At 43.0% G+C, this 23,938-nt stretch carries 22 protein-coding genes; 17 read left to right on the top strand and 5 right to left on the bottom strand.

What is annotated here, in order from left to right:
• Positions 1-98 precede the first annotated feature (98 nt).
• From LZ23_RS02475 to mfd, 3 genes are read right to left on the bottom strand one after another with little or no spacing between them, the layout of a single operon-like run.
• Positions 99-1,025: a SurA N-terminal domain-containing protein gene (locus LZ23_RS02475; protein WP_045211306.1), complete on the bottom strand. Its 927-nt coding sequence runs from the start codon at positions 1,023-1,025 to the stop codon at positions 99-101.
• Between the two features lie 40 nt (positions 1,026-1,065).
• Positions 1,066-2,025: a peptidyl-prolyl cis-trans isomerase gene (locus LZ23_RS02470; RefSeq protein WP_084590864.1), complete on the bottom strand. Its 960-nt coding sequence runs from the start codon at positions 2,023-2,025 to the stop codon at positions 1,066-1,068.
• A 57-nt stretch (positions 2,026-2,082) separates the two neighbouring features.
• Positions 2,083-5,517, bottom strand: a complete 3,435-nt coding sequence (mfd, locus tag LZ23_RS02465; RefSeq protein ID WP_232300370.1) for a transcription-repair coupling factor — start codon at positions 5,515-5,517, stop codon at positions 2,083-2,085.
• A 1,265-nt stretch (positions 5,518-6,782) separates the two neighbouring features.
• Between mfd and LZ23_RS02460 the strand changes: the two genes are divergently transcribed.
• On the top strand, positions 6,783-7,097 hold the full coding sequence (locus tag LZ23_RS02460; protein WP_045211303.1) for a DVU0772 family protein: 315 nt from the start codon (positions 6,783-6,785) through the stop codon (positions 7,095-7,097).
• An 18-nt stretch (positions 7,098-7,115) separates the two neighbouring features.
• Here LZ23_RS02460 and LZ23_RS02455 read toward each other — a convergent pair whose 3' ends face one another.
• Positions 7,116-7,394, bottom strand: a complete 279-nt coding sequence (locus tag LZ23_RS02455) for a hypothetical protein (protein ID WP_045211301.1) — start codon at positions 7,392-7,394, stop codon at positions 7,116-7,118.
• A 174-nt stretch (positions 7,395-7,568) separates the two neighbouring features.
• Between LZ23_RS02455 and LZ23_RS02450 the strand changes: the two genes are divergently transcribed.
• The 8 genes from LZ23_RS02450 to LZ23_RS02415 all read left to right on the top strand — a co-directional run bounded on the left by LZ23_RS02450 (position 7,569) and on the right by LZ23_RS02415 (position 16,642).
• Complete coding sequence (locus LZ23_RS02450) at positions 7,569-8,468, top strand: DMT family transporter (RefSeq protein ID WP_332308253.1); 900 nt, start codon at positions 7,569-7,571, stop codon at positions 8,466-8,468.
• A gap of 33 nt (positions 8,469-8,501) precedes the next feature.
• Positions 8,502-8,939 carry a PaaI family thioesterase gene (locus tag LZ23_RS02445; RefSeq protein WP_045211300.1) on the top strand — a complete coding sequence of 146 codons (438 nt, stop codon included), beginning with the start codon at positions 8,502-8,504 and terminating at the stop codon, positions 8,937-8,939.
• 162 nt (positions 8,940-9,101) lie between these two features.
• A complete protein-coding gene (locus tag LZ23_RS02440) occupies positions 9,102-9,839 on the top strand; it encodes an AzlC family ABC transporter permease (RefSeq protein ID WP_045211298.1) in 738 nt (245 codons plus the stop codon).
• Positions 9,836-10,150, top strand: coding sequence for an AzlD family protein (locus LZ23_RS02435; RefSeq protein WP_045211297.1), 315 nt, complete (start codon positions 9,836-9,838; stop codon positions 10,148-10,150). The genes LZ23_RS02440 and LZ23_RS02435 overlap by 4 nt, the downstream gene beginning before the upstream one ends.
• 633 nt (positions 10,151-10,783) lie before the next feature.
• Positions 10,784-12,031 (top strand): branched-chain amino acid ABC transporter substrate-binding protein, encoded by a 1,248-nt coding sequence (locus LZ23_RS02430; protein WP_052507047.1) that lies wholly within the window; start codon positions 10,784-10,786, stop codon positions 12,029-12,031.
• Between the two features lie 177 nt (positions 12,032-12,208).
• Positions 12,209-15,295 carry a response regulator gene (locus LZ23_RS22150; RefSeq protein ID WP_052507046.1) on the top strand — a complete coding sequence of 1,029 codons (3,087 nt, stop codon included), beginning with the start codon at positions 12,209-12,211 and terminating at the stop codon, positions 15,293-15,295.
• Between the two features lie 14 nt (positions 15,296-15,309).
• Positions 15,310-15,879, top strand: a complete 570-nt coding sequence (locus tag LZ23_RS02420) for a UbiX family flavin prenyltransferase (RefSeq protein WP_157493083.1) — start codon at positions 15,310-15,312, stop codon at positions 15,877-15,879.
• Positions 15,880-15,946: 67 nt separating this feature from the next.
• On the top strand, positions 15,947-16,642 hold the full coding sequence (locus LZ23_RS02415; RefSeq protein WP_045211295.1) for a metal-dependent hydrolase: 696 nt from the start codon (positions 15,947-15,949) through the stop codon (positions 16,640-16,642).
• 192 nt (positions 16,643-16,834) lie between these two features.
• On the opposite strand, the gene LZ23_RS02410 is transcribed toward LZ23_RS02415, so the two are convergent.
• On the bottom strand, positions 16,835-17,311 hold the full coding sequence (locus LZ23_RS02410; protein ID WP_045211293.1) for a chemotaxis protein CheX: 477 nt from the start codon (positions 17,309-17,311) through the stop codon (positions 16,835-16,837).
• 471 nt (positions 17,312-17,782) lie between these two features.
• Here LZ23_RS02410 and LZ23_RS02405 point away from each other — a divergent pair, with 471 nt between their 5' ends.
• The 8 genes from LZ23_RS02405 to LZ23_RS02370 all read left to right on the top strand — a co-directional run bounded on the left by LZ23_RS02405 (position 17,783) and on the right by LZ23_RS02370 (position 23,924).
• Positions 17,783-18,520, top strand: a complete 738-nt coding sequence (locus LZ23_RS02405; RefSeq protein WP_045211292.1) for a basic amino acid ABC transporter substrate-binding protein — start codon at positions 17,783-17,785, stop codon at positions 18,518-18,520.
• A gap of 600 nt (positions 18,521-19,120) precedes the next feature.
• Positions 19,121-19,408 carry a hypothetical protein gene (locus tag LZ23_RS24505; protein ID WP_198145880.1) on the top strand — a complete coding sequence of 96 codons (288 nt, stop codon included), beginning with the start codon at positions 19,121-19,123 and terminating at the stop codon, positions 19,406-19,408.
• A gap of 3 nt (positions 19,409-19,411) precedes the next feature.
• Positions 19,412-19,798, top strand: a complete 387-nt coding sequence (locus LZ23_RS24500) for a PD-(D/E)XK nuclease family protein (RefSeq protein ID WP_198145879.1) — start codon at positions 19,412-19,414, stop codon at positions 19,796-19,798.
• Between the two features lie 166 nt (positions 19,799-19,964).
• A complete protein-coding gene (locus LZ23_RS02390; RefSeq protein WP_045211289.1) occupies positions 19,965-20,750 on the top strand; it encodes an amino acid ABC transporter permease in 786 nt (261 codons plus the stop codon).
• Positions 20,737-21,480, top strand: a complete 744-nt coding sequence (locus LZ23_RS02385) for an amino acid ABC transporter ATP-binding protein (RefSeq protein ID WP_045211287.1) — start codon at positions 20,737-20,739, stop codon at positions 21,478-21,480. The genes LZ23_RS02390 and LZ23_RS02385 overlap by 14 nt, the downstream gene beginning before the upstream one ends.
• 96 nt (positions 21,481-21,576) lie before the next feature.
• Complete coding sequence (locus tag LZ23_RS02380) at positions 21,577-22,065, top strand: HIT family protein (RefSeq protein ID WP_045211283.1); 489 nt, start codon at positions 21,577-21,579, stop codon at positions 22,063-22,065.
• Positions 22,066-22,075: 10 nt separating this feature from the next.
• Positions 22,076-22,432: a LapA family protein gene (locus tag LZ23_RS02375; protein ID WP_045211281.1), complete on the top strand. Its 357-nt coding sequence runs from the start codon at positions 22,076-22,078 to the stop codon at positions 22,430-22,432.
• Between the two features lie 382 nt (positions 22,433-22,814).
• Positions 22,815-23,924: a tetratricopeptide repeat protein gene (locus LZ23_RS02370; protein WP_045211279.1), complete on the top strand. Its 1,110-nt coding sequence runs from the start codon at positions 22,815-22,817 to the stop codon at positions 23,922-23,924.
• Positions 23,925-23,938 lie beyond the last annotated feature (14 nt).

The following is a 23,938-nucleotide window of genomic DNA, read 5'->3' as shown; positions in this document are numbered from 1 at the left end:
AATGACAGGCATTTGCCTGATTAATTAATGTTTTTTATCAGTCTCAGCGCATGGGAGCATTACGCTTTCTCTTCTTCGCGATAATCCGGGAAGAGTGCTTATAACCTGATATCTATGACCGCGTTGCTTCTCAACCCCTGGATATATTCATCATATCTCGTATCCAGTTTGGTGTCGAAAATTATTTCACGAATGTCGTCTTTGACCTCTTCCATGGGAATGGATCCGCCTGATTTACCTTCCACTAACTTAAGAAGAGCGCCTGCTCCTCTGACTTCAAAAGCTTGACTGATATCTCCCTGGGTCATTCCTGTAAGTGCGTTGCGCCAGTCTGAGGCAAGTCGATTCCAGGCGACAAAACCCAGGTCACCTCCCTCATCTGCATTGGGACCCTGTGAAAACTCCTGGGCAGCAGAGTTAAAGTCCATTCTGCCAGCCATAATCTCCTCTCGGACACGTTGCGCGTGGCCTTTGGTGGGAACCAGGATCACTTTGAGATGGACCTGTTTTTCCTGTGCAAACTGATCTATATTATTTTGATAATAAGCCTTGATTTCATCCTGGGTAACCACAATTTTTCTTCGCACCATCATGCTCAGGACTCGCTGGCGGATTATCGAGTCTTTGATTTGATCTTCAAAAACTTCGCGGGTCAGACCCTGTTGGCGCAGGGTCTGCTCAAACTGTTCTTTAGTAAAGTTATTTTCAATCTTGATCTGTTCAATATGGTTGCTGATTTCCCTTTGTGTAACTTCAATTCCGAATTTCTCAGCTTCCTGTTTAAGAAGGAGATCGTTGATCATCTGCTGAAGAACCTGCTGCTGAGTCTGTCTAAGCTGGCTTTCAGGGATTTGCGAAATATCTACATCATCAAACAGGCCTATGAGGTGCCTCATCCTGGCATCAAGTTCAAACAAAGTAATGGATTTGCCATCAACAAGCGCCACAACTCTGTTGACCAGCGAAGCTGAGACAAATTGCTGGCTGAATATAATCAGCAATGTGCACAATAGTATCTTTTTCATTAAAACTCCGAAAAACTATAAAACGCGAACTGCTCCCGTTTCAACCTATCTCTTTTAAAAGTGTACTGTTAATTTCAATATTTGATTTCAATACAGCCTGTTCCAACCATTGCTTAAATTTATCGGACAACTTTTTTTCCAAAATTTTTTCTTCAATAAGATCGTAAACCTGGTAAGGCTTTAAAAGCTGGTCCTCCAGAAATTCTGCAACGTATAGCACAAAAAAACCCTGATTGTCATCCGGTCTTATTCTGTTGAAGGAGCCAGGCTCCATAACCTTTATATCGCCTGCAAGGTTCAGAGGCAACTGATCGACTCTCATCTCATATTGATTGGCTTTAAGTCCTTCAATGCTCAGAATCTTAGTAATTAAATCCTGGCTGCTTTCCATAGAGGAAATTTTTTCCATGGCTTGCTCAAGAACTTCCTGGCTGCCTGCATTAAGATAAATAAAAATGACCCTTTCCGGCAGGTGGAATTTATAAATATTGTCTTGATAATATGACATTATTTCTTCTAACCTGACATCAATATCAGAGTATAGAACCCGTGTGACGAACTTATCCCACATGACCTTGTTTTTGATTCCTGTCCGCCAATAGTTGAGATCAATGTACTCTTCAATGAGGATTTTTTCGAACTCATCGTCAGGGTAGTCTTCTCTGATCTGATCTTCTATTTCCTGAATTTCGCTGTCAGCAACGTTTAAGCCCTGCTCTTTGAGTTCATCCTCAATAAGAAGAAGCAGTATCTTATCCAAAAGTACCTGTCCATAAGCACCTTTCATTTCCTGCAGAGATGGAGGTAGAGGGTCCATCCAGTCAAAAAAGAACATGTCATACCCTGCCTCTATATCTTTGAGATAAACAGGATTGCCGTTGACCCTGGCCACCACATCTTCTGAATATTCATTTTGACTGCAGGACCATAGAAGCAACAGTGATAAAAATAGAATCAAGAACAAAAATCCTGGAATTTGCTGGGTATGGCGATGGAACATTGGCTGAAAGTTCTAAATATCTTGCGAGTTAAAAGTTATCACAAATTGAGCACATTATCATAACATCTCGTTGACCATGGATTCAACCATTTTTCTCAATTGCTTCAAGTTGTTGTTTATAGATTCATTATTTGACAAACGCAACTCCAATTTAGAGGGCGGAACCAATCTCGCTGTATCACTGTGTTTTTCCACCCATTGCACAAGTTTTACAGGATTTAGCTGCTGATTGTTTTCAGACCATTCAACTGCAAACCTGTTTTCCTGAAACTCAACCTTATCCGGGTTTAAATTTTTTATGATTTGTTTAGCCTCAAGTACGGACAGAAAACTATCGAGCTCTTGGGGCAGATTACCATATATGTCCTTTATTTCCTGGCGCACATCGCTGATGCCAGCCAGGTCCGAACAGGCGGATAACACCCGATAGTAACGCAGCCTTTCTTGAGAGTCAGGGATGTATTTTTCCGGTATAAAAGCAGGAAATCCAATTGAGGTCTCAAAATCACCTTTTGCCTGGACAGGGTCTCCCTTTTGTTTGGCCACCTCTTCCTGAAGCATGTCCAGAAATAAATCAAGACCCACTTTCCCAATCTGACCAGATTGGACTTCACCAAGAAGATTTCCGGCTCCACGAAGACGCAGATCTTCCATGGCAACCTGAAATCCTGCTCCAAGGTAGTCCAGATCAAGAATGATCTGCATTCTTTTCCTGGCTTTATCATTAAGACTGTCATCCTCGGGCACAATAAAATAGGCATATGCCTGTTTTTCTGACCTGCCGACCCTGCCTCTAAGTTGATAAAGTTGCCCTAACCCGAATAACTGGGCCTGATCTACTATAAGAGTATTGGCCCGTGGAAAATCAAGTCCGGATTCAATAATTGCCGTGCAAACCAGAATATCCAGTTCATGTCGCCAGAAACGGTGCATTGTTTCTTCCAGCAACCTTTCGGGCATTCGACCGTGAGCCATGCCCACCCTTGCTTCAGGGGCAATTTCTCTTACATATCGACTAACTTCATCTAACCCTCTGATTCGATTATAGACCCAGAAAATCTGGCCTTGTCTGTCCAACTCTCTTTGTATGACCTGCTGTAAAAAATCACGATCTTTTTCAATGATGGAACTCTCCACAGGCTTGCGGTCCACAGGCGGAGTTTCAATCAAACTCAAAGTTCTGATTCCTGAAATGGACAATTGCAGCGTTCTCGGGATGGGAGTCGCGGTCAGGGCAAGCACATCAATGTTCTGCCTGAATCTTTTGAGTTTTTCCTTATGTTTGACTCCGAATCGTTGTTCTTCATCAAGAATCAAAAGAGAAATATTGGGCAGGATAACATCTTTGGAAAGTATTCTATGAGTTCCAATGAGGATATCCACCTCACCTCTTCGCGCCGCATTCAGAATGTTTTTTTGTCTGGCCTGGGTTACAAACCTGCTCAACATACTGACATTGACGGATAAATCTTCCATGCGCTTGCGGAAGTTAAGGTAATGTTGTTCTGCAAGAACAGTTGTCGGGCAGAGGATGGCTACCTGTTTTCCATCCTGAACAGCTCGAAAAGCGGCCCGCATGGCCACTTCAGTCTTGCCGAATCCTACGTCGCCGCAAACCAGGCGATCCATTGGTTCGGGTTTCTCCATGTCTTCCATGACCTGCTTAATGGCCTGCTCCTGATCCGGTGTTTCATCAAAACCAAATGTGGCTTCAAACTCCCTGTAAAGCTCTCCTTCAGGACCGTATGAATAGCCCTTGGCCACTTTACGATAAGCGTACATGTCAACCAGATCTTTTGCTATCTTTTCAATAGCCTTTCTGACTCTTGCCTTGGTCTTGGACCATCCGGTGCCGCCAAGACGATCCAGTGCTGGAGAAATTCCTTCAGGACCTTTATATTTTTGAACAAGTGAAAAGCGGTCCACCGGAAGATAAAGCTTATCATCATTAGCATACTCAATGATAAGAAAGTCATTGGCTGATCTGCCGGCGCTTACTCTTTGCAGACCATGAAATCGACCAAGTCCATAGTCTCTATGAACCAGAAGATCACCCTGGGCAATATCGTCAAGTCCTGACAAACCGGCAAATTTACCCTGCACAGCCCTGCCCCGGTCTGATTTCAAGGGCTGAATAACATCTTCACCCAAAATAACTATATGGTTCCATTCCAGACTCATCCCTCTGCCGAGAGGAGCAACAAGGGCATACAAACCTCTGCGATCAGGGTCATACTCGGTTTCGAATCTGAGTCCGTCCTGACTGATTATGTTCAGAAATTTTTCTCTGGACTTATGGGTATTAAACGCCAGGATTACCTGATGAGCAGTTCTTCTCCATTCTTTTATGGCTTCTACCAGAGTATGCCATGGACGCTTTCCATGCTCAGGTTTCCAGAAGATATCTGAAAAAGCCCGATAGTCTTTTTCCGGCAGATCCAGCCCATGCTGCTTCTGTCCAATGATCAGTTTTTCAAACATCAGTTGCGGCTTGTTCTGCCAGATGGTGCGAGACCTTGATTGGGTCTGAAAAAAATAATTTTGCGGATACTCTCTTTCTTCTGCTATGCAACGAAACTTCCACTCTTCTTCCTCAAGCCCTGTTCTGATCTCATTGAGGTCAGTAAGAAGAAAAAATGTATCTTCAGCAATGAAATCAGCAAGAGTGGAAGGAGTCTCATAATACATGCCCACGGGATAATTCTGCTGCTGCAGAGATAGTTTTTCCCGAAGAAGATGATATACAGCAGGGCTTACTTCACTTATGGTTTTCAGATGAAACAGTTTCTGCTCTGCCTGGGTTTTCAGTTCTTCATCGAACAGGCAAGGTGCGGCTGGCATGATCAGGCATTCATCCAGTTCTATCAGAGATCTCTGTGTCAGAGGATCAAAAGTTCTGATGCTTTCAATACGATCTCCGAAAAATTCCATTCTTACAGGATAAGAGTAACCAGGAGGAAAAATATCAAGAATATCTCCCCTGGAAACAATTTCACTGCTCTGGGAAACACTGGCACGACGTTCATATCCCCAGGCAATTGCCTGGGTTAGAATACGTTCCGGTGAAAAATCTTCATGCGGAACTAATAAAAGATAAGAGTTTTCAACCACTTTTCTGGGAGGAAAGTAATGCAGAATTAAATTGGATGGAATGATAGACACGGCAGGCTTGTTGTTGATAAGGCTGAAAAGTCCTGGCCAGAGACTGTTCCATCCCTCTTTTCTCCTAATGGAAACATCCGGCAGAATATTCCAGGACGATTCCCAGAATTTATCCTTGTCGCGCTTGAAGTTGGAAAAAATACCGGATAAGGCGTTATATAGAGAAAGATTTTTGCTCGGAGGTACAAGCAGAACTACATTTTTATTTTTGCTGAGAAGATACCTCGCGAGGTAAATCTGACTTGCCGGACCTGATTTATAAAAGTATACCTGTTTATGATCTCCCATATGGGAAAACAAAGTGTTTTTCAGTTCTGTGGTTATGAACAATTGTGATTCCTTACAAGTAACTAGAATAGTTTTGATAATAAAATCAAACGGTTAAAATTTTCATTTTTTTCGATTTTTGCTTATGATTGATGGACATTTGCCTGAAAAATTCCGTCAAAGATGAGAGCTTTACGCCAGGCACAGGGACTGTCCCTCGCTGTGTATTTTTTATCATTAAAGCAAATTTCTTCCAGGAACCAATGGAGCATCAGTCTTGTTTGTAGCACCTCGCGGGGACTGTCCCAATTTCCAGAAAAGTGACAGAGTCTTAAAGTTACTCACACGTTCGGTCCTGGTCCGCCCAGGTGAGGAGCTTCTAAGTAACTACAATCGAATATGTAATAAATTCAAGCTATTATGCTTTTACCATACAGATTGCTTCGGTCGCTTAGGCTCCCTCGTGGGTGACAGGTTTTCAGCAACCACATCCCTGACAGTTCAGGTGTCATTGCGAGCGAGTCTTCGAGCGCGGCAATCCTTGTTGCGAGCGAAGCGAAGCAATCTCGTGCTAAGGTTATTTACCTCTTTTTTTGTGGCTTAAGCCACATTTCAAAGAAGCGGCTGGAGCCGCAAGAACAAGACGTCCTTAGGCTGGAGCCTGGGAACGAGTGGTGTAAGTTACTCTCAGGTTCGGTCCCGGGTCGCCCGGGTGAGGAGCTTCTAAGTGACCATAATTTGATTTAAGCTGTTTCAGAATATTGCTGTTACACAAGTTTGTCAGGGAGCATTACGCGTTTTTGGTAAGTTAACCCCAGTTACTATTACAAAGGGATTTATTGACCGTTGACGTAAAAACTCTTATTCAAACTGCGTCCGGGATGAGAGCTATATAATCTTGATGATCATTATTTGCAATTTCTGAAAATGTGCCTGCCGATTATTTTTGAATCAGCTTTTCCGGTTACAGAAAAATCAGATGATGCTCCAACCTGGGTCTAACTGAGGTATAAAGGGGATTTTTAAAGAACTTTTTCCGCAACCCAACAGGAATTGGATTCGTTGTAATAGTTTAGCCCTTTTCTAAGGAAAGCAGGGGGCAGGCACCCCAGCCCTTGTTTTTTGTTGATGTAAAACACAGACTTAATAAAACAAGGGCTGAGAGAGCCAGTCCCCCTCCGGGCTGTATGCCTCCGGGCAGGAAGCCATGCCACATGCAAATGGCTAAACTGTTACGATTCGTTAACTTGGTGTGATAAGAAAATTCAGGACGAAGGCTGATGTTTCAGGCCTCTAATCATTGCAAACGATAAAAAATGGAGATTGATATGGGAGAATTGACAAAATTTAAGGATCTGCCCATTAATTGGGATATTGGTCCGGCCGATGCTGTGGCTTTACATCTGGAGTGGGGAAATACCGGGTACTTGGGGAAACACCAGAATTCCGACGACGAAACTTTCTATTTTTCAGTAGACTCCTGGAGTGAGCCATATATAGTCCGACTGCAGAAAATGACCAAAGATGGTTCTGAAACCTTGCATGAAATGGAACTTCCCAAAGAGTTCTGGGATTGTTGCAGGGCCAAGGGAGCTCATGAACTTCCTGAAGATATTAAGGAGTGGTTGAAAAAAAAGTTCTAACAGGATGCATCTCAGGATTTAGCTTGACCCGTTTACTTTTAAACGGGTCATTTGTCCGTTACGATTATAAACATGGTAAGTACCTTGATTACTGGAGCGTGTACTTACAGTGTCTGGGGCATCAAAAAACTGTTCTTCATCCCTTTCCTGTTTTTGCTGCTGCCTGCCTTGATCCTTAGGACGTTCCCTGCCATGGGCGTCAGGGTCTATTTTCAATGCCCTGATTCCAGGCTGAAGCCCTGCTTTAATTTCTTCAGGGCTTTTAGAAGTGACTTGCACAAAATTTTGAACCAGCATAATAGAACCTCCTTTCAACCTGACAGTCCCGCCCGGTGCAAAGAGCCTGACTGCTAACTTTTTCTGAGGGGATCATATTTTCCTTATCGGTTAATCAACCAAAGATCTTTAGAAGTTTTTTCAATAACTTATGAGAAACTTTTTGATATTTTCATAAACTTTTTTATGCTTTAATTGTTTATTTTGATTTACATAAAATTAATTTTGGCCACCATGTTCTGGGGAGGAACCTTTACTGCAGGCAGACTGGTTTCACAGCACGTCCCCCCTTTTTCTGCAGCTTTTCTCAGGTTTCTCATAGCCTCTGCCTGTCTTGTTTATCTGGTCAGAACCTTAGAAGGAAGGTTACCCGGTCTTGATCGTGGGCAGTTCTTGCAAATTTTTTTTCTCGGTATGACCGGAGTTTTCGCTTATAATGTTTTTTTCTTTTATGGTCTTCAGACTGTAGAGGCCGGCAGGGCTGCGGTCATAGTTGCCACAAATCCCATTTTCATTGCCCTGCTCTCTGCCTTAATGTTTAAGGAAAGCTTAGGAAGCCTGAAAATTGCCGGTATTTTTCTTTCTGTAAGTGGAGCAGTTCTGGCCATTACACGGGGACAACCCTTTCATGTTCTGGATCAGGTCATTAGCACGGGTGATCTGGCCATAGCCGGATGTGTTTTAAGTTGGGCTGCCTATTCCATTATGGGCAAGTACTCCATGTCAAGACTGTCTCCTCACAGTGCTGTTACTTTTTCCTGCATAACTGGAACAGTTGCTCTTTTTCCTCCTGCTGTCCATGAAGGACTGTTTCAATATGTTACTACTGCTCCATTTGCAGTCTGGGGGTGCCTTGCTTATCTTGGTTACTTTGGAACGGTTTTAGGCTTTACCTGGTATTATGAAGCTGTCAAAAGCATTGGCCCTTCCCGTGCTTCAGTGTTTATTAATTTTGTTCCGTTATTTGCTGTATTTATTGGCTTTATAATTCTCAAAGAATCACTTGATTACTCTCTGTTAGCCGGTGCTGTCATGGTCAGTTGCGGGGTTTACCTTGCCAATAGACAATCCTTTAAAACAAAAATAAAATACTAACTCAAAAATATTCATTATCTACAGAGTGAAAAAATGACCACAGACAATTCTTCAAGTAAAAGTTTAACTTTCTTCCTGGAAGAGCAAATCCCATTCAATAAACACTTAGGCATCAAGGTTGTGGCAGCTGAAAACGGTTTTGCCCGTCTCTTGCTTCCGTTTAAGCCCGAATTTGTTGGTGATCCAAGAAGACCTGCACTGCATGGAGGTATATTATCCACTCTTATTGATACCTGTGGTGGAACTGCTTTGTGGACCAGGTGTCGGGTCAACGATGCTATTGCCACCATTGACATGCGTGTGGACTATCTTCGTCCTGCACCGGAAGCAGACCTTATTGCCGAATCAAATGTCAGGCTCATGGGAAATCGTGTGGGCAACGTACATACAAGGGTCTTTATTGAGGAAAAACCGGACCAGAGTATAGCTGAGGGCAGAGCTGTGTATAATATACGCAGGAAGACTTCTTAAAAACCGTCAAACATTAAAAAATCCGTAATAGTTTAGGCATTTGCATGTGGCACGGCTTACTGCCCGGAGGCTTACTGCCCGGAGGCATACAGCCCGGAGTGCCTGTCCCCTGCTTTCCTTAAAAAAGGGCTAAACTATTACAAAAATACAAAGTTTAAAAATATGAAGTCTACTTCCCAGTTTTCCCCTTCCTCCCTGAAATATAAAAGCCAGGTTGTATTTACTACGCAAGGCATAAAGGATGGCTTTATCAAATGCCTGCCTCTGGGAATAGGAGTTTTTGCTTACGGCCTTGTTTTTGGTGTTCTTGCAGTACAAAGCGGTATGACTCCGGTACAGGCTCAGCTTATGAGTCTGCTGGTCTTTGCAGGAGCTTCTCAACTCATGAGTCTGGAATTATGGGGACCTCAACTCCCTGTATTAACCATTATACTGACAACTTTTGTCGTTAATCTCAGACATATTTTGATGGGAGCAGCCATGAGGGACTGGCTTGTCCGGACAGGACCCGGAAAATCATATTTCAGCCTTTTTTTTATGACAGATGAGTCATGGGCTCTTTCAGTAAGAGAAATGGCCTCAGGTAAAAAGGATGCCGCGTTTTTGCTTGGGTCCGGACTATGTATCTATTTTTTCTGGAATCTTTCCACGCTATTTGGAGCAAGTGCTTCGTTCTGGATAGACAGGCACCTTGCTGATCCTGCCGTAATTGGTCTGGACTTTGCCTTTACCGCAGTATTCATAGCCCTGCTGACCTTTTTCTGGCAAGGTAAACATCAAATCCCAGTCTGGTTAACCGCAGGCGCAGCGGCCTGGATTACTTTTCTGCTCCTCCCGGGGAAGTGGTACATTATTATAGGCGGAATAGCCGGTGGAATAGCAGGGGCTTTTAGAAAATGACTGAACTTCCTGCCCTGCTTATATATGTAACTATTTTTGCCATGGCCCTGGTTACATACATAACAAGATCAGGTGGCCTGTTTATTGTCAGCAGAATCAGTCCCTCGCCCAGGGTACGTGCTTTTCTCCAGCATATGCCTTCTTCCATCCTGGTAGCCATTATTATTCCAACTCTTGCAGGCAAAGGGCCTTCAGAACTGCTGGCAGCTGCAGCTGCAGCACTTGCCGCTATTCTCACTCGAAACCTGATAGTGTCCATTATCTCAGGCTTGCTTGCAGTATCCATCTTGCGTAATTTTGTGTTCACCTGAACTTGATCATCTTTATCTCGTTCCATCCCTGCACTGCAAGTGATCTGATATTTGGCAATCAACTACATGGGCTTTACAATTACAGTAAAGTAATTGTAGGATTAAATAAATATAATGGCTAAAGCTGGTTTCGCCCACAAGCTAGCATAGGATGCTGGAAGTTGCTTCAAAGCTGTCGTTACTTCGAAGCTCCTCACCCGGGCGGACCAGGACCGAACCTGTTAGTAACTAACACCCCTCGTTCCCAGGCTCCAGCCTGGGGACGTTTAGTTCTTGCGGCTCCAGCCGCTTCTTCAAAATGTGGCTGGAGCCACAAAAAAGAGGTAAATAACCTTAGCACGAGATTGCTTCGCTTCGCTCGCAACAAGGATTGCCGCGCTCGAAGACTCGCTCGCAATGACACCTGAGCTGTCAGGGATATAGTTGCTCAAAACCTGTCACCCACAGAAAGCCAGTGCACTATGGGATGATCCTGATCGCCTGGATATAGTTGCTGAAAATCTGTCACCCACGAGAGAGCCTAAGCAACCGAAGCAATCTGTATGGTAAAACCATAATGCCTTGAATTTATTACTAATTTGGTTTTAGTTACTTGCAAGCGCCAAACAGATACAAAAACGGTAGGGTTAAATCATGAAAGAATTTTACTTAGTGCTCTTCAACATAATACTGTTCCTCACCGCCTGCGGGCAAGATAAGTCCTCCCACTTTGATTGCACAGATCCACTTGGATGTGTCCATTTACAGGCAGACGATCCCATAAAAATTGTTACTCTGCAGGCCCTGACAGGGCCACTCGCCAATTCCGGCCTTGAATACACACAAGGTATGAAGCTGGCATCTTCCATGAGAAACCATGTCATTAAAGGCCATCCCATTGAGATAAGTATATTCGACTGCAGGTGTTCACGGGAAGGTGGCTTTATTGCCGCACAGAAGATTACGTCAGAGCCATCAGTAATAGCAGTTCATGGCACTACTTGTTCAAGTTCCAGCGTTCCAGCTGCAGAGATTCTATCCAATGCAGGTATGGTGCTCATTTCAGGCAATGCTACAGCTCCTTCTCTAACTTCAATTGAGGGTCGCAAGGGAGAACACTGGCAACCTGGTTTTTTCCGTACTGTAGCCAGTGATATTTATCAGGGTGTTGCTGCAGCACATTTTTCTTTTCAATACCTTGGCATTTCTAAAGCAGCCACTGTAAATGATGGAGATCCATACACAGCAGGTCTGACGTCGTCTTTTGAGAGTGCTTTCAAAAATCTGGGAGGGGAAGTGGTTTTTTCTTCAGAGGTAAATAAAGGTGATACAAACATGGTTCCTCTTCTGGAAGCTATTGCCATGTCTGGATCTGAAATGCTTTTTCTGCCTCTTTTTCCCAGTGAGGGATACCATATTGTTAAACAAAAATCCCAAGTCGACGGACTTGACCATCTAATTCTCATGACTGCAGACGGAATGCTTAATTATACCCTTATCAACACTGTTTCAGACAATGCCCCTGGTTTATACTTTGTTAGCCCCAAGTTTCCTGATACACTTGAATACAAAGACTTTACAGAAAGTTTTTCCGCCATGTTCAACCAGAAACCCAAAGCCACCTTCCATGCTCAAAGCTTTGATTCAGCCTTATTGTTATTATCCGCCATTGAAAATGCTTCACAAAAACTTGGGGATGGTTCTCTAATTATTATGCGTCAAGAATTGCGTGATGCCCTGTACTCAACCCGAAATTTTACCGGCGTTACTGGATCACTCAACTGTGATGAGTTTGGAGATTGCGGAATTGCCGGTTACAATCTGCTTCGCTTTGATGAGCCTGAAGCAGGGTTTGAGGGCCTGATAAATAATATAGTTTCTACATATAAATCAACTCCTTAAATCTACTCTTTTTCCTGCTTTGCATATGGCACGGGACTTTTGCCATGAAAAAGGTTTAAGCAGCTTCAGAACCCATGCGGCAAAAGACTTAGTTCCGAGGTCGGTTAATAACTCGCGTTGAATTGTAAACGCGACAAGCAGATACCTTAACTGGATTAATTGCGAGTTTTTTAGGAAATGAAACTCTACATATCTAAAATCAAACACAGATGGAAAAACTTAAAAGTCGTCACTAAACTGGCAATTTCCATGGGCTGTCTACTTTTGCTGCTTCTGCTTATTGCTGGTAATGGCTTTTTATCCATGGCCATTATGCAGAAAAGAATGGAGAATACTATCATTGCCAGCACAGAAATCCGCAAAACTGCCATGGAGATGGAGGCAGGTCTGCATAAAACCAGACAATTGGAACGTGACTTCTTTTTACGCTGGCCCCGCATAGGTTTTTCCAGTGCATATGATATTTATGTCAGTCAGATTCGTGATGAAATGAATTCTGTCATCAAAACCAGCCAGAAGCTTCAAACACTTATTGAAGAGTCTCATGTCAGCAGTGAACTGCGTCAGAATATACCATACATTGATTTCTATCTCTCTGCTGCAGAGAGATATTCTCTGGCTCTTAATGAGGCTGTCAGTCTTGTGGCTCTTTTGGGGGAGCAGGACACAGGAGCCCAGTTTGTATTGGAAAAAAGATTTCATGAACTTTTTGAGAAGCTGCAAAGTATTGATCAGCCTGATCTTGTTATTCAGGCCCTTGAGTTTGAATCTCTCAAAAAAGACTATATTGCCACCAGACAAAGACCAGCCATGCAAGCCTCCTTTAATATCATGTCAGGCCTGGAATCCAACATCAAATACCTGATGAATATCTCACCCGAGATGAAGATGGAGATTCTGAACAGTTTACAGCAATACAGGGATCAAGCCTTGAAAGTTCTGGAAATTGACAGAGATATTCTCAGCAAGTTTAATGAATTCGATGTTCAGATACAGTCCCTTGAGCCAATATCCGCATCCTTGATTGCCATGGCCAACCAAGAAGTAGACATGGCAAGGCAGGTTATCTCCAGAACAGCAAAAACAGCAAATATTATCCTGGGCAGCGCTTTGTTCTTTTCAATTATGTTTTCCGGACTGGTGGCCCTGATAATTTACAAAAGCATTGTTCGCAATGTTGCCAGACTTTCCAGAACAGCGAAAGAGTTCAGCCAGGGTAACCTGTCTGCACGAGTTCCTGTCATTTCAGATGATGAATTGGGACGTCTGGCCGTAACTTTTAATGATATGGCAGATCGTACATCTGACCTGCTGGTTGAGCTTGACAGAAGAGCTGAACTTGCAAAGGCCAGACTGTTTCAGGCCATTGAGGCCATCGAGGACGCGTTTGTGCTGTTTGATAAATCAGACAAAATTTTATTCTATAACTCAAATTTTAAAGAATTGTTTTATGATCTCGGTTCCTACTCCGGTCAGGGAGTATCGTTTGAAGATTTTATCAGTGCTTGTGCCCGCTCTGGACTGTTTCTGTCTGCCAATAATCGAGAAAAAGAATGGATTGCTGATAAGGTTGAGGCGCATGCCTATCCTCACAAACCCCATGAAGAAGAGTTAAGCACGGGTTCATGGCTTGAAATAAGTGAGTTCCGAACAAAGAATATGGAAACTGTTGGCATTATCAAAGACATAACTGAGCGCAAGCAAAATGAGGAAGCACTGCAACTAAGCGAGGAAAAATACAGACTGTTAATTGAGAATCAGACTGATCTGGTGGTTAAAGTCGATGCCTCAGGCCATTTTGAATTTGTGAGCAAGTCCTATTGTGATCTTTTCGAGAAATCCGAAAAAGAGCTTATTGGCACCAGCTTCATGCCTCTTGTTCATGAAAAAGATCAGGAAAATACTGCCCGAGCAATGGAGTCCCTGTTCAAGCCGCCATATCAATGCTATCTGGAACAAAGAGCCAAAACCAGGCTGGGATGGCGCTGGCTGGCCTGGGCTGATAAGGCAATACTTGATGAAAATAATGAAGTGGTTTCCATTGTAGGAGTCGGCAGAGATATTACTGATCTGAAAAAGGCTGAAAAAGAACGTTTAAGTATGGAAAGACGCCTTTTACACTCCCAAAAATTAGAAAGCCTCGGGGTTCTGGCCGGTGGAATTGCCCATGACTTCAACAATCTGCTGGCTGCTATGATGGGTAACCTTGAAATGGCCCAAAAGGAAATACCCGAAAAATCAACCCTTGCTCAAAGGGTTCAACGGGCCTTAATGGCTGCTACTCGGGCTGCTGATCTCACAAAGCAAATGCTTGCTTACTCAGGCAAGGGAAAATTTGTTTTGCAAAATGTTGATCTTAACAGAATTTCTTCCGAAAATGCTCAACTTTTCATGGGCACCATTTCAAAAAATATAAAACTCGACTTGCATTTAGATCCTACTATTTCCAGCATTCTGGCAGATCCAGGCCAGATTCAGCAGGTAGTGATGAATCTTATCACCAATGCATGTGAATCAATGGGCCAGGAATCCGGGTGGCTAACCATTTCAACTGGTGAAATGGACTGTGATAAGCAATATTTAAATCAGACAAGGGCTGATAATACCCCTGCTCCGGGACGTTATGTCTGGCTTGAAGTTGTTGACACTGGCCATGGCATGGACAATATTACCCTGCAAAAGCTTTTTGATCCCTTTTTTACTACCAAATTTACAGGTCGAGGACTTGGCCTTTCTGCTGTTCTGGGCATTATTCAGGGACATGAAGGTGCCATAATTATCAGCAGCAGGGAAAACTCCGGCACCACTGTTAGAGTGCTTTTTCCAGTAGCTAACCAAATAAGCACCATGGACAACCAGGCGGAATTTGTAGACCTGCAATTAGAAAGTAATAAAGAATCACTTACAATTCTTGTTGTGGATGATGAAGAGATGATCAGAGACTTAACTAAGGAAGCTCTCGAAGATATTGGCTACAAAGTATTGACTGCTGATGACGGACAAGAGGCTTTAAAGGTTTTTGAAAACAATATTAACGAGATAACATGTGTCATTCTGGATCTCATGATGCCCAATATGGACGGGGTGACAACTTTTGAGCATTTGCGTAAGCTGAGTCCGGACATCAAGGTAATATTGTGCAGCGGTTACAATGAACAGGAAGCAACACAAAGATTTCAAAATCAGGGACTGGCCGGATTCGTACACAAGCCATTTAGAATAGAAGAGCTTAGAAACGAATTATTACGGGTACTTAACCTTTAAACAAGGATGTTAAGTTGAACTCTAATAAAAAGATTGTATTAGCTGTGACCGGAGCCAGTGGAATGCCGTACACTATGGAATTGATTAGACAGCTCAAGGCTGGAGGCCTGGAAGTGCATTTGATCGTTTCCAAAGCAGCTTACAAGGTGTTAGATATTGAATCTCCCGGATTTGAACAGGTTCTGGAACTGGCAGATCACAGGTACACACAGGACGAGCTGGCAGCACCCATGGCCGGAGGGACTTTTATTCATCAGGGCATGATTGTCTGTCCATGCTCCATGGCAAGTCTTGGAGCCATAGCCAATGGGCTTGGCAGCAATCTCATTCACCGCTCCGCTGATGTTACTTTAAAAGAGAAGCGGCCCCTTGTTATTGTTCCCCGGGAGACACCTCTGAACAGAATACACCTTGGAAATATGCTTAAAGCCCACGACGCTGGAGCGACTATACTCCCACCCTGCCCTGGTTTTTACCACTCTCCCAAAAGTATCGACCAGCTGATCAAGCACATTGTCAGCAGGATTCTTGATGCGGCTGGCATAGACAATAATATTTTTAAAAGATGGAGCGGGGTAAAATAAAATTTTTATCAGTATATTACAATGTATAATTTCACCTATAAAGTCAGTAACAAAAGGAGGTTAAAGTATGTCTAATCAAATCCTATGGCATGGACACGCCAATTTTGAAATTATCACACCTAATCTGAATATAATCATTGATCCCTGGTTTCAGGGCAATCCTTCAGCCCAGACTGAATGGCAGCAGATTGAAAAGGCTGATTTAATACTTATTACCCATGATCACGCAGACCACATCGGTCAGGCTGTGGAAATATGTCAGAAGACTGGAGCCAGTATTGGAGCCATAGTCGAAGTAGCCGCCAAATTCCAGGAACTTGGCGTTCCTCAGGACAAGATAGTTAACGGAATTGGTTTCAATATCGGCGGTACCATCCAGTACCAGGGCATCAGTGTCACCATGATCCAGGCTGACCATTCTTCAGAAAAGGGTGAGTGCGTGGGCTTTATTATTACACTGGAAAACAATACTGTTATTTATCATGCCGGTGATACCTCTATATTTTCCAGCATGGGGTTGTGGGGTGAGCTTTTTGATATTGATGTGGCAATCCTGCCCATTGGAGGTGTGTTCACCATGGATCCGAGACAGGCTGCACTTGCTTGCAGTTTATTGAAGTGCAAAAAAGTTATTCCCATGCACTGGGGATCTTTTCCGGTTCTGGAGCAGGGCACGGACCTTTTTCAGCAGGAACTGACCTTGCGCTCTCCTGAAACTGAGATGATTGTTATTAAGCCTGGTCAAAAGATAGTTGTGGAGTGATGAAAAAATTTCACCAGGATTCAGTAAGATAGCAATCTTGTTTAATCATTGACTGCATGGTATCAACACTTACTGCGCCCCTTCCTGAGAAGGAGGGGCTCGGTGTTGCTCTAAAAGATCACTTCCTTATTAAAATACTCACATATTTTGAAAATGGCTTGCCCGGGTGACGGCTGATGAGCAGGATGCCAGTTAAGAAAAACACACTTCCACAATTATAGGGCCAAAAGGGGTGTCAAAAGGAATAGCCAGAATTGCAGCAGAAGAAACATGGCGTATGGAATGGTTCTGGCCTGTAATTACCGAAGGTATGGCCCCCTCATAGGTCATGCCCAGCTCTGCAAGTCCTTTTCTGGCCTGCCCGCAAATCATGTTGGTCAGCTCTCCAACTGCATCTGCTACTTCATCAGTTATTTCCTTTAACTCTTCTCCCAGCATGCTGTTAATTATGCCCAATACTGACTGCTGGGTAAAAGTGACTGACATGGTCCCCTTGCTTTTCCCTGAAGGACTGGAAAAACCTATAACCCCGGAAATATCTCCCTTAGCCTTATTGTCTTTTTTTACATAGGCTTTACTGGGTTTTGCTTCAGTCATAGCCATGGTACCCAAAACATTGACTACTGATTCAGTAAACTTTTTGATAACCTGCTCTACTTTTTTCTCCATCAGACTCAGCCCCTTATCAAGTTGACTATATAGTTTAGCACTTTGCTCGTCTCCTGCTTTGGCGAATGGCTCTATTCTGATACCAAACTGGAAAAATGTGCATCAACAGAAAAAAACATTGCCTTATATTGGCAAATTAATCAATTATTAAAAGTGGTGACAAATTACCAGCTTTTTTTGCCGAGACAATAATTATTACTTATCGTTTTTCGCGCTCTATTCCCCGTGCCACATCCAAAGGTCTAAGCTATTACGAGATTTGTTTTTTTATCATAAATATTACCATAAATATTATCGTACAAGGTAGATGCAGGGCTTCTCTAATTTGAAGTTTTTTGAGTCAGTCAACAAAATGGAAATCAAACATTGCCTCGACTGCATTCATTACCTTCTTGACCTGTGCCTCCCAATAAAATAGAATACACTCTTTCCATTTTATACTCAAAATAACTTTTTTCAGGAGGCATTAAGATGTTTAAAAGGTTGGTTCTGCTTTTTCTTGCCATGTCGTTTCTTGCTTCCCCGGCCATGGCCAGGGATATTGTCTTTGCAGTGGATGCTACATGGCCCCCCATGGAAATGATTGATGAAAACAGGGAAATGGTTGGTTACTCCATTGATTACATGACAGCAGTTGGTCAGGAAGCCGGATTTAATCCGGTATTCAGAAATACTGCCTGGGATGGTATTTTTGCCGGGCTGGCAGCAGGCAACTATGACGCTATCTGCTCTTCAGTAAGTATTACCGAAGAACGTAAAAAGGCTATGGACTTCAGCATTCCTTACTATGAAGTCAAGCAGGGCTTAGTTGTTTCCCGTGACAGTGATTTCCAGACTCTTGAAGACTTACAGGGTAAAACAGTTGGTGCACAAATAGGAACCACCGGTTATTTTGCTATTCAGCGAGTTGATGGAGTTACTGCCAGATCATATGATGAAATCGGTCTTGCCATGCAGGATCTTTATAATGGAAGAATTGAAGGTGTTGTCTGTGACGATCCTGTAGCTGCCCAGTACGCCTTGAATGAACCTCGTTTTTCAGAGAGGTTGCACCTTGTATCCGTGATAGACTCTGATGAACCTGAATATTACGGAATTGCCGTACGCAAAGGTAATGATGAAATTTTGGAGCTCATTAATAAAGGAATTAAGGCTGTCCAGGAAAAAGGCATTGAAGACGAACTCAAGAAAAAGTGGTTTGGGCTTTAAAAATTTGGAGGCCGGAAAATTTAACAGTTTTCCGGCCTTTTTCATGCCTTCAAAGTAAATACAATCGAATGTCCAATAAATTCAGAAAATTATGGCTTTAGCACACAGATTACTTCGTTCGCTTAGGCTCCCTCGTGGGTGACAGGTTTTCAGCAACTACATCCCTGACAGCTCAGGTGTCATTGCGAGCGAGTCTTCGAGCGCGGCAATCCCTAACGTGCTAAGGCTATTACCTCTTTTTTTGTGGCTTAAGCCACATTTCAAAGAAGCGGCTGGAGCCGCAAGAACAAGACGTCCCCAGGCTGGAGCCTGGGAACGAGGAGAAAAAGTTCCGTCAAAGATGGGAACTTTGCACTTGGCACAGCTTCCTGCCCGGAGGCTTACAGTCCTGAGGGGGACTGTCCCTCGCTGTGCAAATTATTTTCATTTAAGCAAATTTTTCTCAGGAACCAATGCAGTATCAGTCTTTTTTATACTACCTCGCGGGGACTGTCCCAATCTCCATTGACGTTTTTTCTGGTACTGATTAGAAATCATAGCGTAGGCTATGACAAATTCAATTGTATAAAAAAGGTCTGAAAAAAATGAAAGAAGGATGTTATGACCACAAGCCTGGAATCCATAAAAAGCGAAATTCTTGAACAAATGCCTTTGCTAATTGAGCAGGACCCCGCATTTTGTGCTGCCATGGCTAGAGCTTTGCGGGGAGAGTTCGTTCCCAGGGATGAATCAGAGTCGCGTTTTGAAATGCTTTTGCGTGAACTGCGTCAGGACCGGGAGGAACAGAGACGAAAATGGGATGAGCAAAATAGAAAATGGGAAGAAAACCAGCTTGAGCTGAAACGTCTTCATAATGAAGTCATGGCCGTATCCACAAAGATAGACTGAACTGTGGGCGGACTCGGTGCCCGCTGGGGCATGATGTCTGAACGTTCTTTTCGTAACTCTTTGGCAGGAATTCTGGAGAAAAGCTTTGGAGTGAAAGTACTTAATGTAACAGAATACGACACCTCAGGCGAAGTGTTTGGGCGACCTGATCAGATTGAACTGGATATCATCATCAAAAACGGAATGTTGATAATATGCGAGCTTAAGTCTTCCATTGACAAGTCAGCCATGTATGCTTTTGAGCGCAAGGCAAGGTTTTACGAGAAGCTCCATGGCCAAAAGGCTGACAGATTAATAGTAGTCTCCCCCATGATCGATCCATTAGCCAAAGAGGTCGGAGCCCGCCTGAATATCGAGATGTTTACCGACTCCGTTGATGTGTCTGCTTGATACAGCATGCAAAGTGCTACTCTATTACAATAGTTAAAGAAAAAAGCTTGACGATTTCAAGTAGTTAGACCCATAGCATCTGTGAAATTTTTTATGGCATACAAAATTGCAATAAACCCAATCATTACGCAAAACTTTTGACTCTCCAGCAGTTTAAGCATTTACCATGAATGATACCAAAGTTAAGATAGAAGTTACTGATGGTGCTGCCATTCCCTCTTCCAAAGATCCGGGCATGTTTAATGCCTGGCGGGTAACCCTCATTGGAACAATCATTGCCATTGTTTCACTTGTTATATATAAGCCTGATCCCTACTTAAGAATAATCAAGTTCGTACCCGACGGAATTATCATAACCTTTCAGGTTACTTTTCTGGCAATTGCATGCTCTCTAATTGTCGGGCTCTTCACAGGACTTGGCAGGCTTTCTGAAAATCGTTTCATAAACCTCATTGCATCAGTATATGTAGAAGTTGTCCGCGGGATTCCTCTGCTGGTCCAGCTATTTTATATTTATTACGCTTTGGGCACATTTTTCAGGATCCATCCATTTGCAGCAGCTGTAACTGCAATGACGGTATGCTATGGAGCTTACATGGGAGAAGTATTCCGGGCCGGCATCCAATCCATAGATAAAGGACAGACTGAGGCTGCCAGATCTCTTGGATTCAGCAAATCACAAACCATGTTCTATGTCATTATTCCCCAGGCTATGCGAACCATTCTTCCTCCCGTGGGCAATGAATTTATTGCCTTGTTAAAAGATACATCTCTGGTATCAATACTTGCAGTTTCTGATCTTCTCAGGCGTGGACGAGAGTTTGCCACTCAAACCTTTGCCTATTTTGAAACCTATACCATGGTTGCTCTGATTTATCTGATGATTACCCTGCTTCTGTCAAAAATTGTGAGCATTATGGAGGACAAGGTTAAACCCTATGACAAAAAGTGAAGAATATATTATTCATATTCAAAATATCTATAAATATTTTGATAATATTGAAGCCTTGAGCAATGTTTCCCTCAATGTAAAGCAAAAGGAAAAAGTGGTGATAATCGGCCCCAGCGGGTCCGGGAAAAGTACTCTTTTAAGGGCTATCAACCGCCTTGAGACTGTTGACAAAGGCACCATTATCGTTGACGGAGAAGACATTACTGATAAAAAATGCAATATCAATAAAGTACGCATGGAATTGGGAATGGTTTTTCAAAACTTTAACCTGTTTCCGCATAAGTCGGTTTTACAAAACCTCACTATGGCACCCATAACTTTGAAAAAAATTCCTCCCCTTGAAGCCAAAGAGACTGCCATGAATCTGCTGGCCAAAGTTGGCATAAGTGAAAAGGCAACTTCATATCCAGCTCAATTGTCAGGTGGACAGCAGCAGCGAGTAGCCATAGCCAGAGCACTGGCCATGAACCCTAAAATTATGCTCTTTGATGAACCTACTTCAGCGCTTGATCCGGAAATGATTGGTGAAGTCCTTGATGTTATGGTCAATTTGGCCCTTGAAGGCATGACCATGGTCGTGGTAACACACGAAATGGGCTTTGCGAGGCAGGTCGCAGATAGGGTTGTATTCATGGATGAAGGTAAAATTTTGGAAACAGGCACTCCTGAACATTTTTTTCAAAGTCCTGAACACGACAGAACCAAAAAGTTTTTAAGTCAAATTTTGTAATACCCCACGCCTGCTTAAAAAAGAGAAGTCGTAAATGTTCAAATTAAAATTTGTATTTTTTTCAGGTTCAGTATACACTGTTTTCAGGAGCAGGTCATGAAAGCCTTGTGGGCCCCCTGGAGAATAGATTACATATTGGGACCAAAGCCTGATGAATGCGTTTTCTGTCTGCCTGAGCATAGAGATGAAGACGAGGAACGCCTTGTATTGCACAGGGCTGAATTCTGCTTTGTTATTATGAACAAGTTCCCTTATAGTAACGCCCATATCATGGTTACACCCTACAGGCATGTGCAGTGTCTGACTGAACTTGATGATCAGGAAACTTGTGAAATCATGACCTGGATGAAAAAGTGTACCGGCATATTGAAGTCTGCCTTTAATCCTGCTGGCATAAATATCGGTTTGAATATCGGGGAAGCTGCCGGGGCAGGAATCAAGGAGCATATGCATTTTCACCTTTTGCCCCGCTGGGTAGGGGACCATTCGTTCATGGCCGTTATGAATGAAACTACTGTAATTCCGGAACATTTAATTTCTACTTACCAGAAACTTAAGCCTTTTTTTGAAACTTCTATTTTATAAGGAGCCTTGCATGAAATATCTGAGAGTAATTGCCCTGATTCTTTTGTTTTTCTTTTCCATGCTTTTTTTCGTTCAAAATCATGAGTTGCTTTCTACTACGGTCAGATTGCACCTGGAACTTTTCGGGGCTGAGTTTGAAAGCAGGGAGATCCCCTATTACCTGATCGTGCTGCTTGCTTTTGTGGCTGGTGGATTTATTTCTCTGGTTTACCTGCTGGCAGAAAAACTTCGCTTGTCCTCAGAACTTAAAAAAGGCAAAGCCCAAATTAAGGATCTGGAAGAAGAGGTTAATTCCTTGCGCAATATGCCTCTTGACGACGAAAACTATACATCTGAAACTCCTGAACAGCAGGAATCACGTCCTTAGTTCTTTATTGGTAACTGTTCACCAGGTTTTTCACTTTTGCGTAAAGCCTGCATCCTGATTGGTTTTTGCCATTGCTGTTTGCTTGACTAGTCCTGAGCCTGTTAGTCAAAATCAAGGATATGAAGACGGACTCTCGGCTACGTTAATTAATTACTGGTTTTGACTTACTGGCTCATGCCGGGAGTTTGCAGCAGCTGAAAACTAATCAGGATACAGGCTGTCCTCCCAGCATGGTGAATAGGTACCTTATTATTTGATCATTCCTTTTTTCTGAGGAAGGCAGGGGGCAGGCGTCCCAGCATTTATTTTTTGATGTAAGTATTGCTATTTAAAAATAAATGCCGGGAGAGCCGGTCCCCTTTTTTTCTTAACAGAGCAACATATGCTTAAATGGATTAAAAAGCTGAAACGCGGCTCATCTAATGACAAGTCTTCTTTAGTCCACTCTGATGAAGGATTTCTACCGCCTTCGCAAGATACTTTTTCAGCTATCAGCGAGCTTAGTCGGGTTGTTAGAAATAACCCTGATGCTGTGGAAATTTATCTTGCCCTCGGCAATTTATTTCGTTCTCAGGGTGAGCTTGAGCGGGCCATCCAGATTAGAAATAATCTGATTGCCAGGCCTCAACTAAACAAACAGTTTAAAGCAAGAGCATGGTTTGAGCTGGGAATTGATTTTAAAAGAGCAGGCATTCATGATCGTGCTCATTCTGCCTTTGAGCAGGCTTACCAGATTACAGGTGAAGATCCAGCCATACTTAAAGAAATGGCCAGACTTTACGCAGAAACCAATGATTTCCAGAAGGCTGCCAAATATTATGGCCTGCTTGATCAACCTCTGCCTCAAGCTCATTATCTTGTTAAGGCAGCACTGGCAGCCAATGATGAAAGCCAGTCTCTGAAGCTAATTAACAAGTCCATAAAAATATATCCCGGATGTGTTGAAGCCTGGCTTGAACTTTTGTGTCAGGATTATGCTTCAGGTCGATGGAAGGCATTTAAAAGCAATCTGCAAAAGGCATTAAGCAGTGTCGAGCCCGACTTGAGATTTGTTTTGCTGGAAGGACTTTACCAGTTTATCAGGAAAAACAGCCAGAACAAAGACCGGACCTTTGTCATAAATCCTGATTGTGCAAAGGTTATTGTTGAAATTCTCAGCAGCATGGAACAGAATCTGATTTTCAGCTATTATTGTTCGATTTTTCTTAAAGAATCAGGTCAGTTGGAGCAGTCTAAGCAATGGTTGGAAAAGTCTCTCGTGATGGACCAGCAGTTCTGGCCTGCCAGGCTGGAAATTCTTGACATATCTCAGAGCGAGCAGATCATGACGGAGTCTTTTAAGACCCAGCTGACTTTCTTTACTCAAAAGGCCAGACTGGTAAAAAGATTTGTCTGCCGCAGATGCGGCCTCAAAAGGGAGCATATCTTTTTTCTGTGTCCAAGATGTTTAAGCTGGCATTCCATATCATTTCGAACTCAACTTACTGAATAGTCTTTGTTAACAGC

This window comes from Desulfonatronovibrio magnus, from assembly GCF_000934755.1.
Classification (GTDB): Bacteria; Desulfobacterota; Desulfovibrionia; order Desulfovibrionales; family Desulfonatronovibrionaceae; genus Desulfonatronovibrio; species Desulfonatronovibrio magnus.
This window is presented reverse-complemented; position numbering and strand designations above follow the sequence as displayed.

What these genes read in the sequence shown, in the direction of transcription:
- LZ23_RS02470 (WP_084590864.1), bottom strand. Translation starts at nt 2,025, where the DNA reads ATGTTCCATCGCCATACCCAGCAAATTCCAGGATTTTTGTTCTTGATT.
- LZ23_RS02475 (WP_045211306.1), bottom strand. Translation starts at nt 1,025, where the DNA reads ATGAAAAAGATACTATTGTGCACATTGCTGATTATATTCAGCCAGCAA.
- LZ23_RS02370 (WP_045211279.1), top strand. Translation starts at nt 22,815, where the DNA reads ATGCTTAAATGGATTAAAAAGCTGAAACGCGGCTCATCTAATGACAAG.
- LZ23_RS02435 (WP_045211297.1), top strand. Translation starts at nt 9,836, where the DNA reads ATGACTGAACTTCCTGCCCTGCTTATATATGTAACTATTTTTGCCATG.
- LZ23_RS02455 (WP_045211301.1), bottom strand. Translation starts at nt 7,394, where the DNA reads ATGCTGGTTCAAAATTTTGTGCAAGTCACTTCTAAAAGCCCTGAAGAA.
- LZ23_RS02460 (WP_045211303.1), top strand. Translation starts at nt 6,783, where the DNA reads ATGGGAGAATTGACAAAATTTAAGGATCTGCCCATTAATTGGGATATT.
- LZ23_RS24505 (WP_198145880.1), top strand. Translation starts at nt 19,121, where the DNA reads ATGACCACAAGCCTGGAATCCATAAAAAGCGAAATTCTTGAACAAATG.
- LZ23_RS02380 (WP_045211283.1), top strand. Translation starts at nt 21,577, where the DNA reads ATGAAAGCCTTGTGGGCCCCCTGGAGAATAGATTACATATTGGGACCA.
- LZ23_RS02405 (WP_045211292.1), top strand. Translation starts at nt 17,783, where the DNA reads ATGTTTAAAAGGTTGGTTCTGCTTTTTCTTGCCATGTCGTTTCTTGCT.
- LZ23_RS02440 (WP_045211298.1), top strand. Translation starts at nt 9,102, where the DNA reads ATGAAGTCTACTTCCCAGTTTTCCCCTTCCTCCCTGAAATATAAAAGC.
- LZ23_RS02385 (WP_045211287.1), top strand. Translation starts at nt 20,737, where the DNA reads ATGACAAAAAGTGAAGAATATATTATTCATATTCAAAATATCTATAAA.
- LZ23_RS02410 (WP_045211293.1), bottom strand. Translation starts at nt 17,311, where the DNA reads ATGGAGAAAAAAGTAGAGCAGGTTATCAAAAAGTTTACTGAATCAGTA.
- LZ23_RS22150 (WP_052507046.1), top strand. Translation starts at nt 12,209, where the DNA reads ATGAAACTCTACATATCTAAAATCAAACACAGATGGAAAAACTTAAAA.
- LZ23_RS02445 (WP_045211300.1), top strand. Translation starts at nt 8,502, where the DNA reads ATGACCACAGACAATTCTTCAAGTAAAAGTTTAACTTTCTTCCTGGAA.
- LZ23_RS02390 (WP_045211289.1), top strand. Translation starts at nt 19,965, where the DNA reads ATGAATGATACCAAAGTTAAGATAGAAGTTACTGATGGTGCTGCCATT.
- LZ23_RS02375 (WP_045211281.1), top strand. Translation starts at nt 22,076, where the DNA reads ATGAAATATCTGAGAGTAATTGCCCTGATTCTTTTGTTTTTCTTTTCC.
- LZ23_RS02430 (WP_052507047.1), top strand. Translation starts at nt 10,784, where the DNA reads ATGAAAGAATTTTACTTAGTGCTCTTCAACATAATACTGTTCCTCACC.
- LZ23_RS02415 (WP_045211295.1), top strand. Translation starts at nt 15,947, where the DNA reads ATGTCTAATCAAATCCTATGGCATGGACACGCCAATTTTGAAATTATC.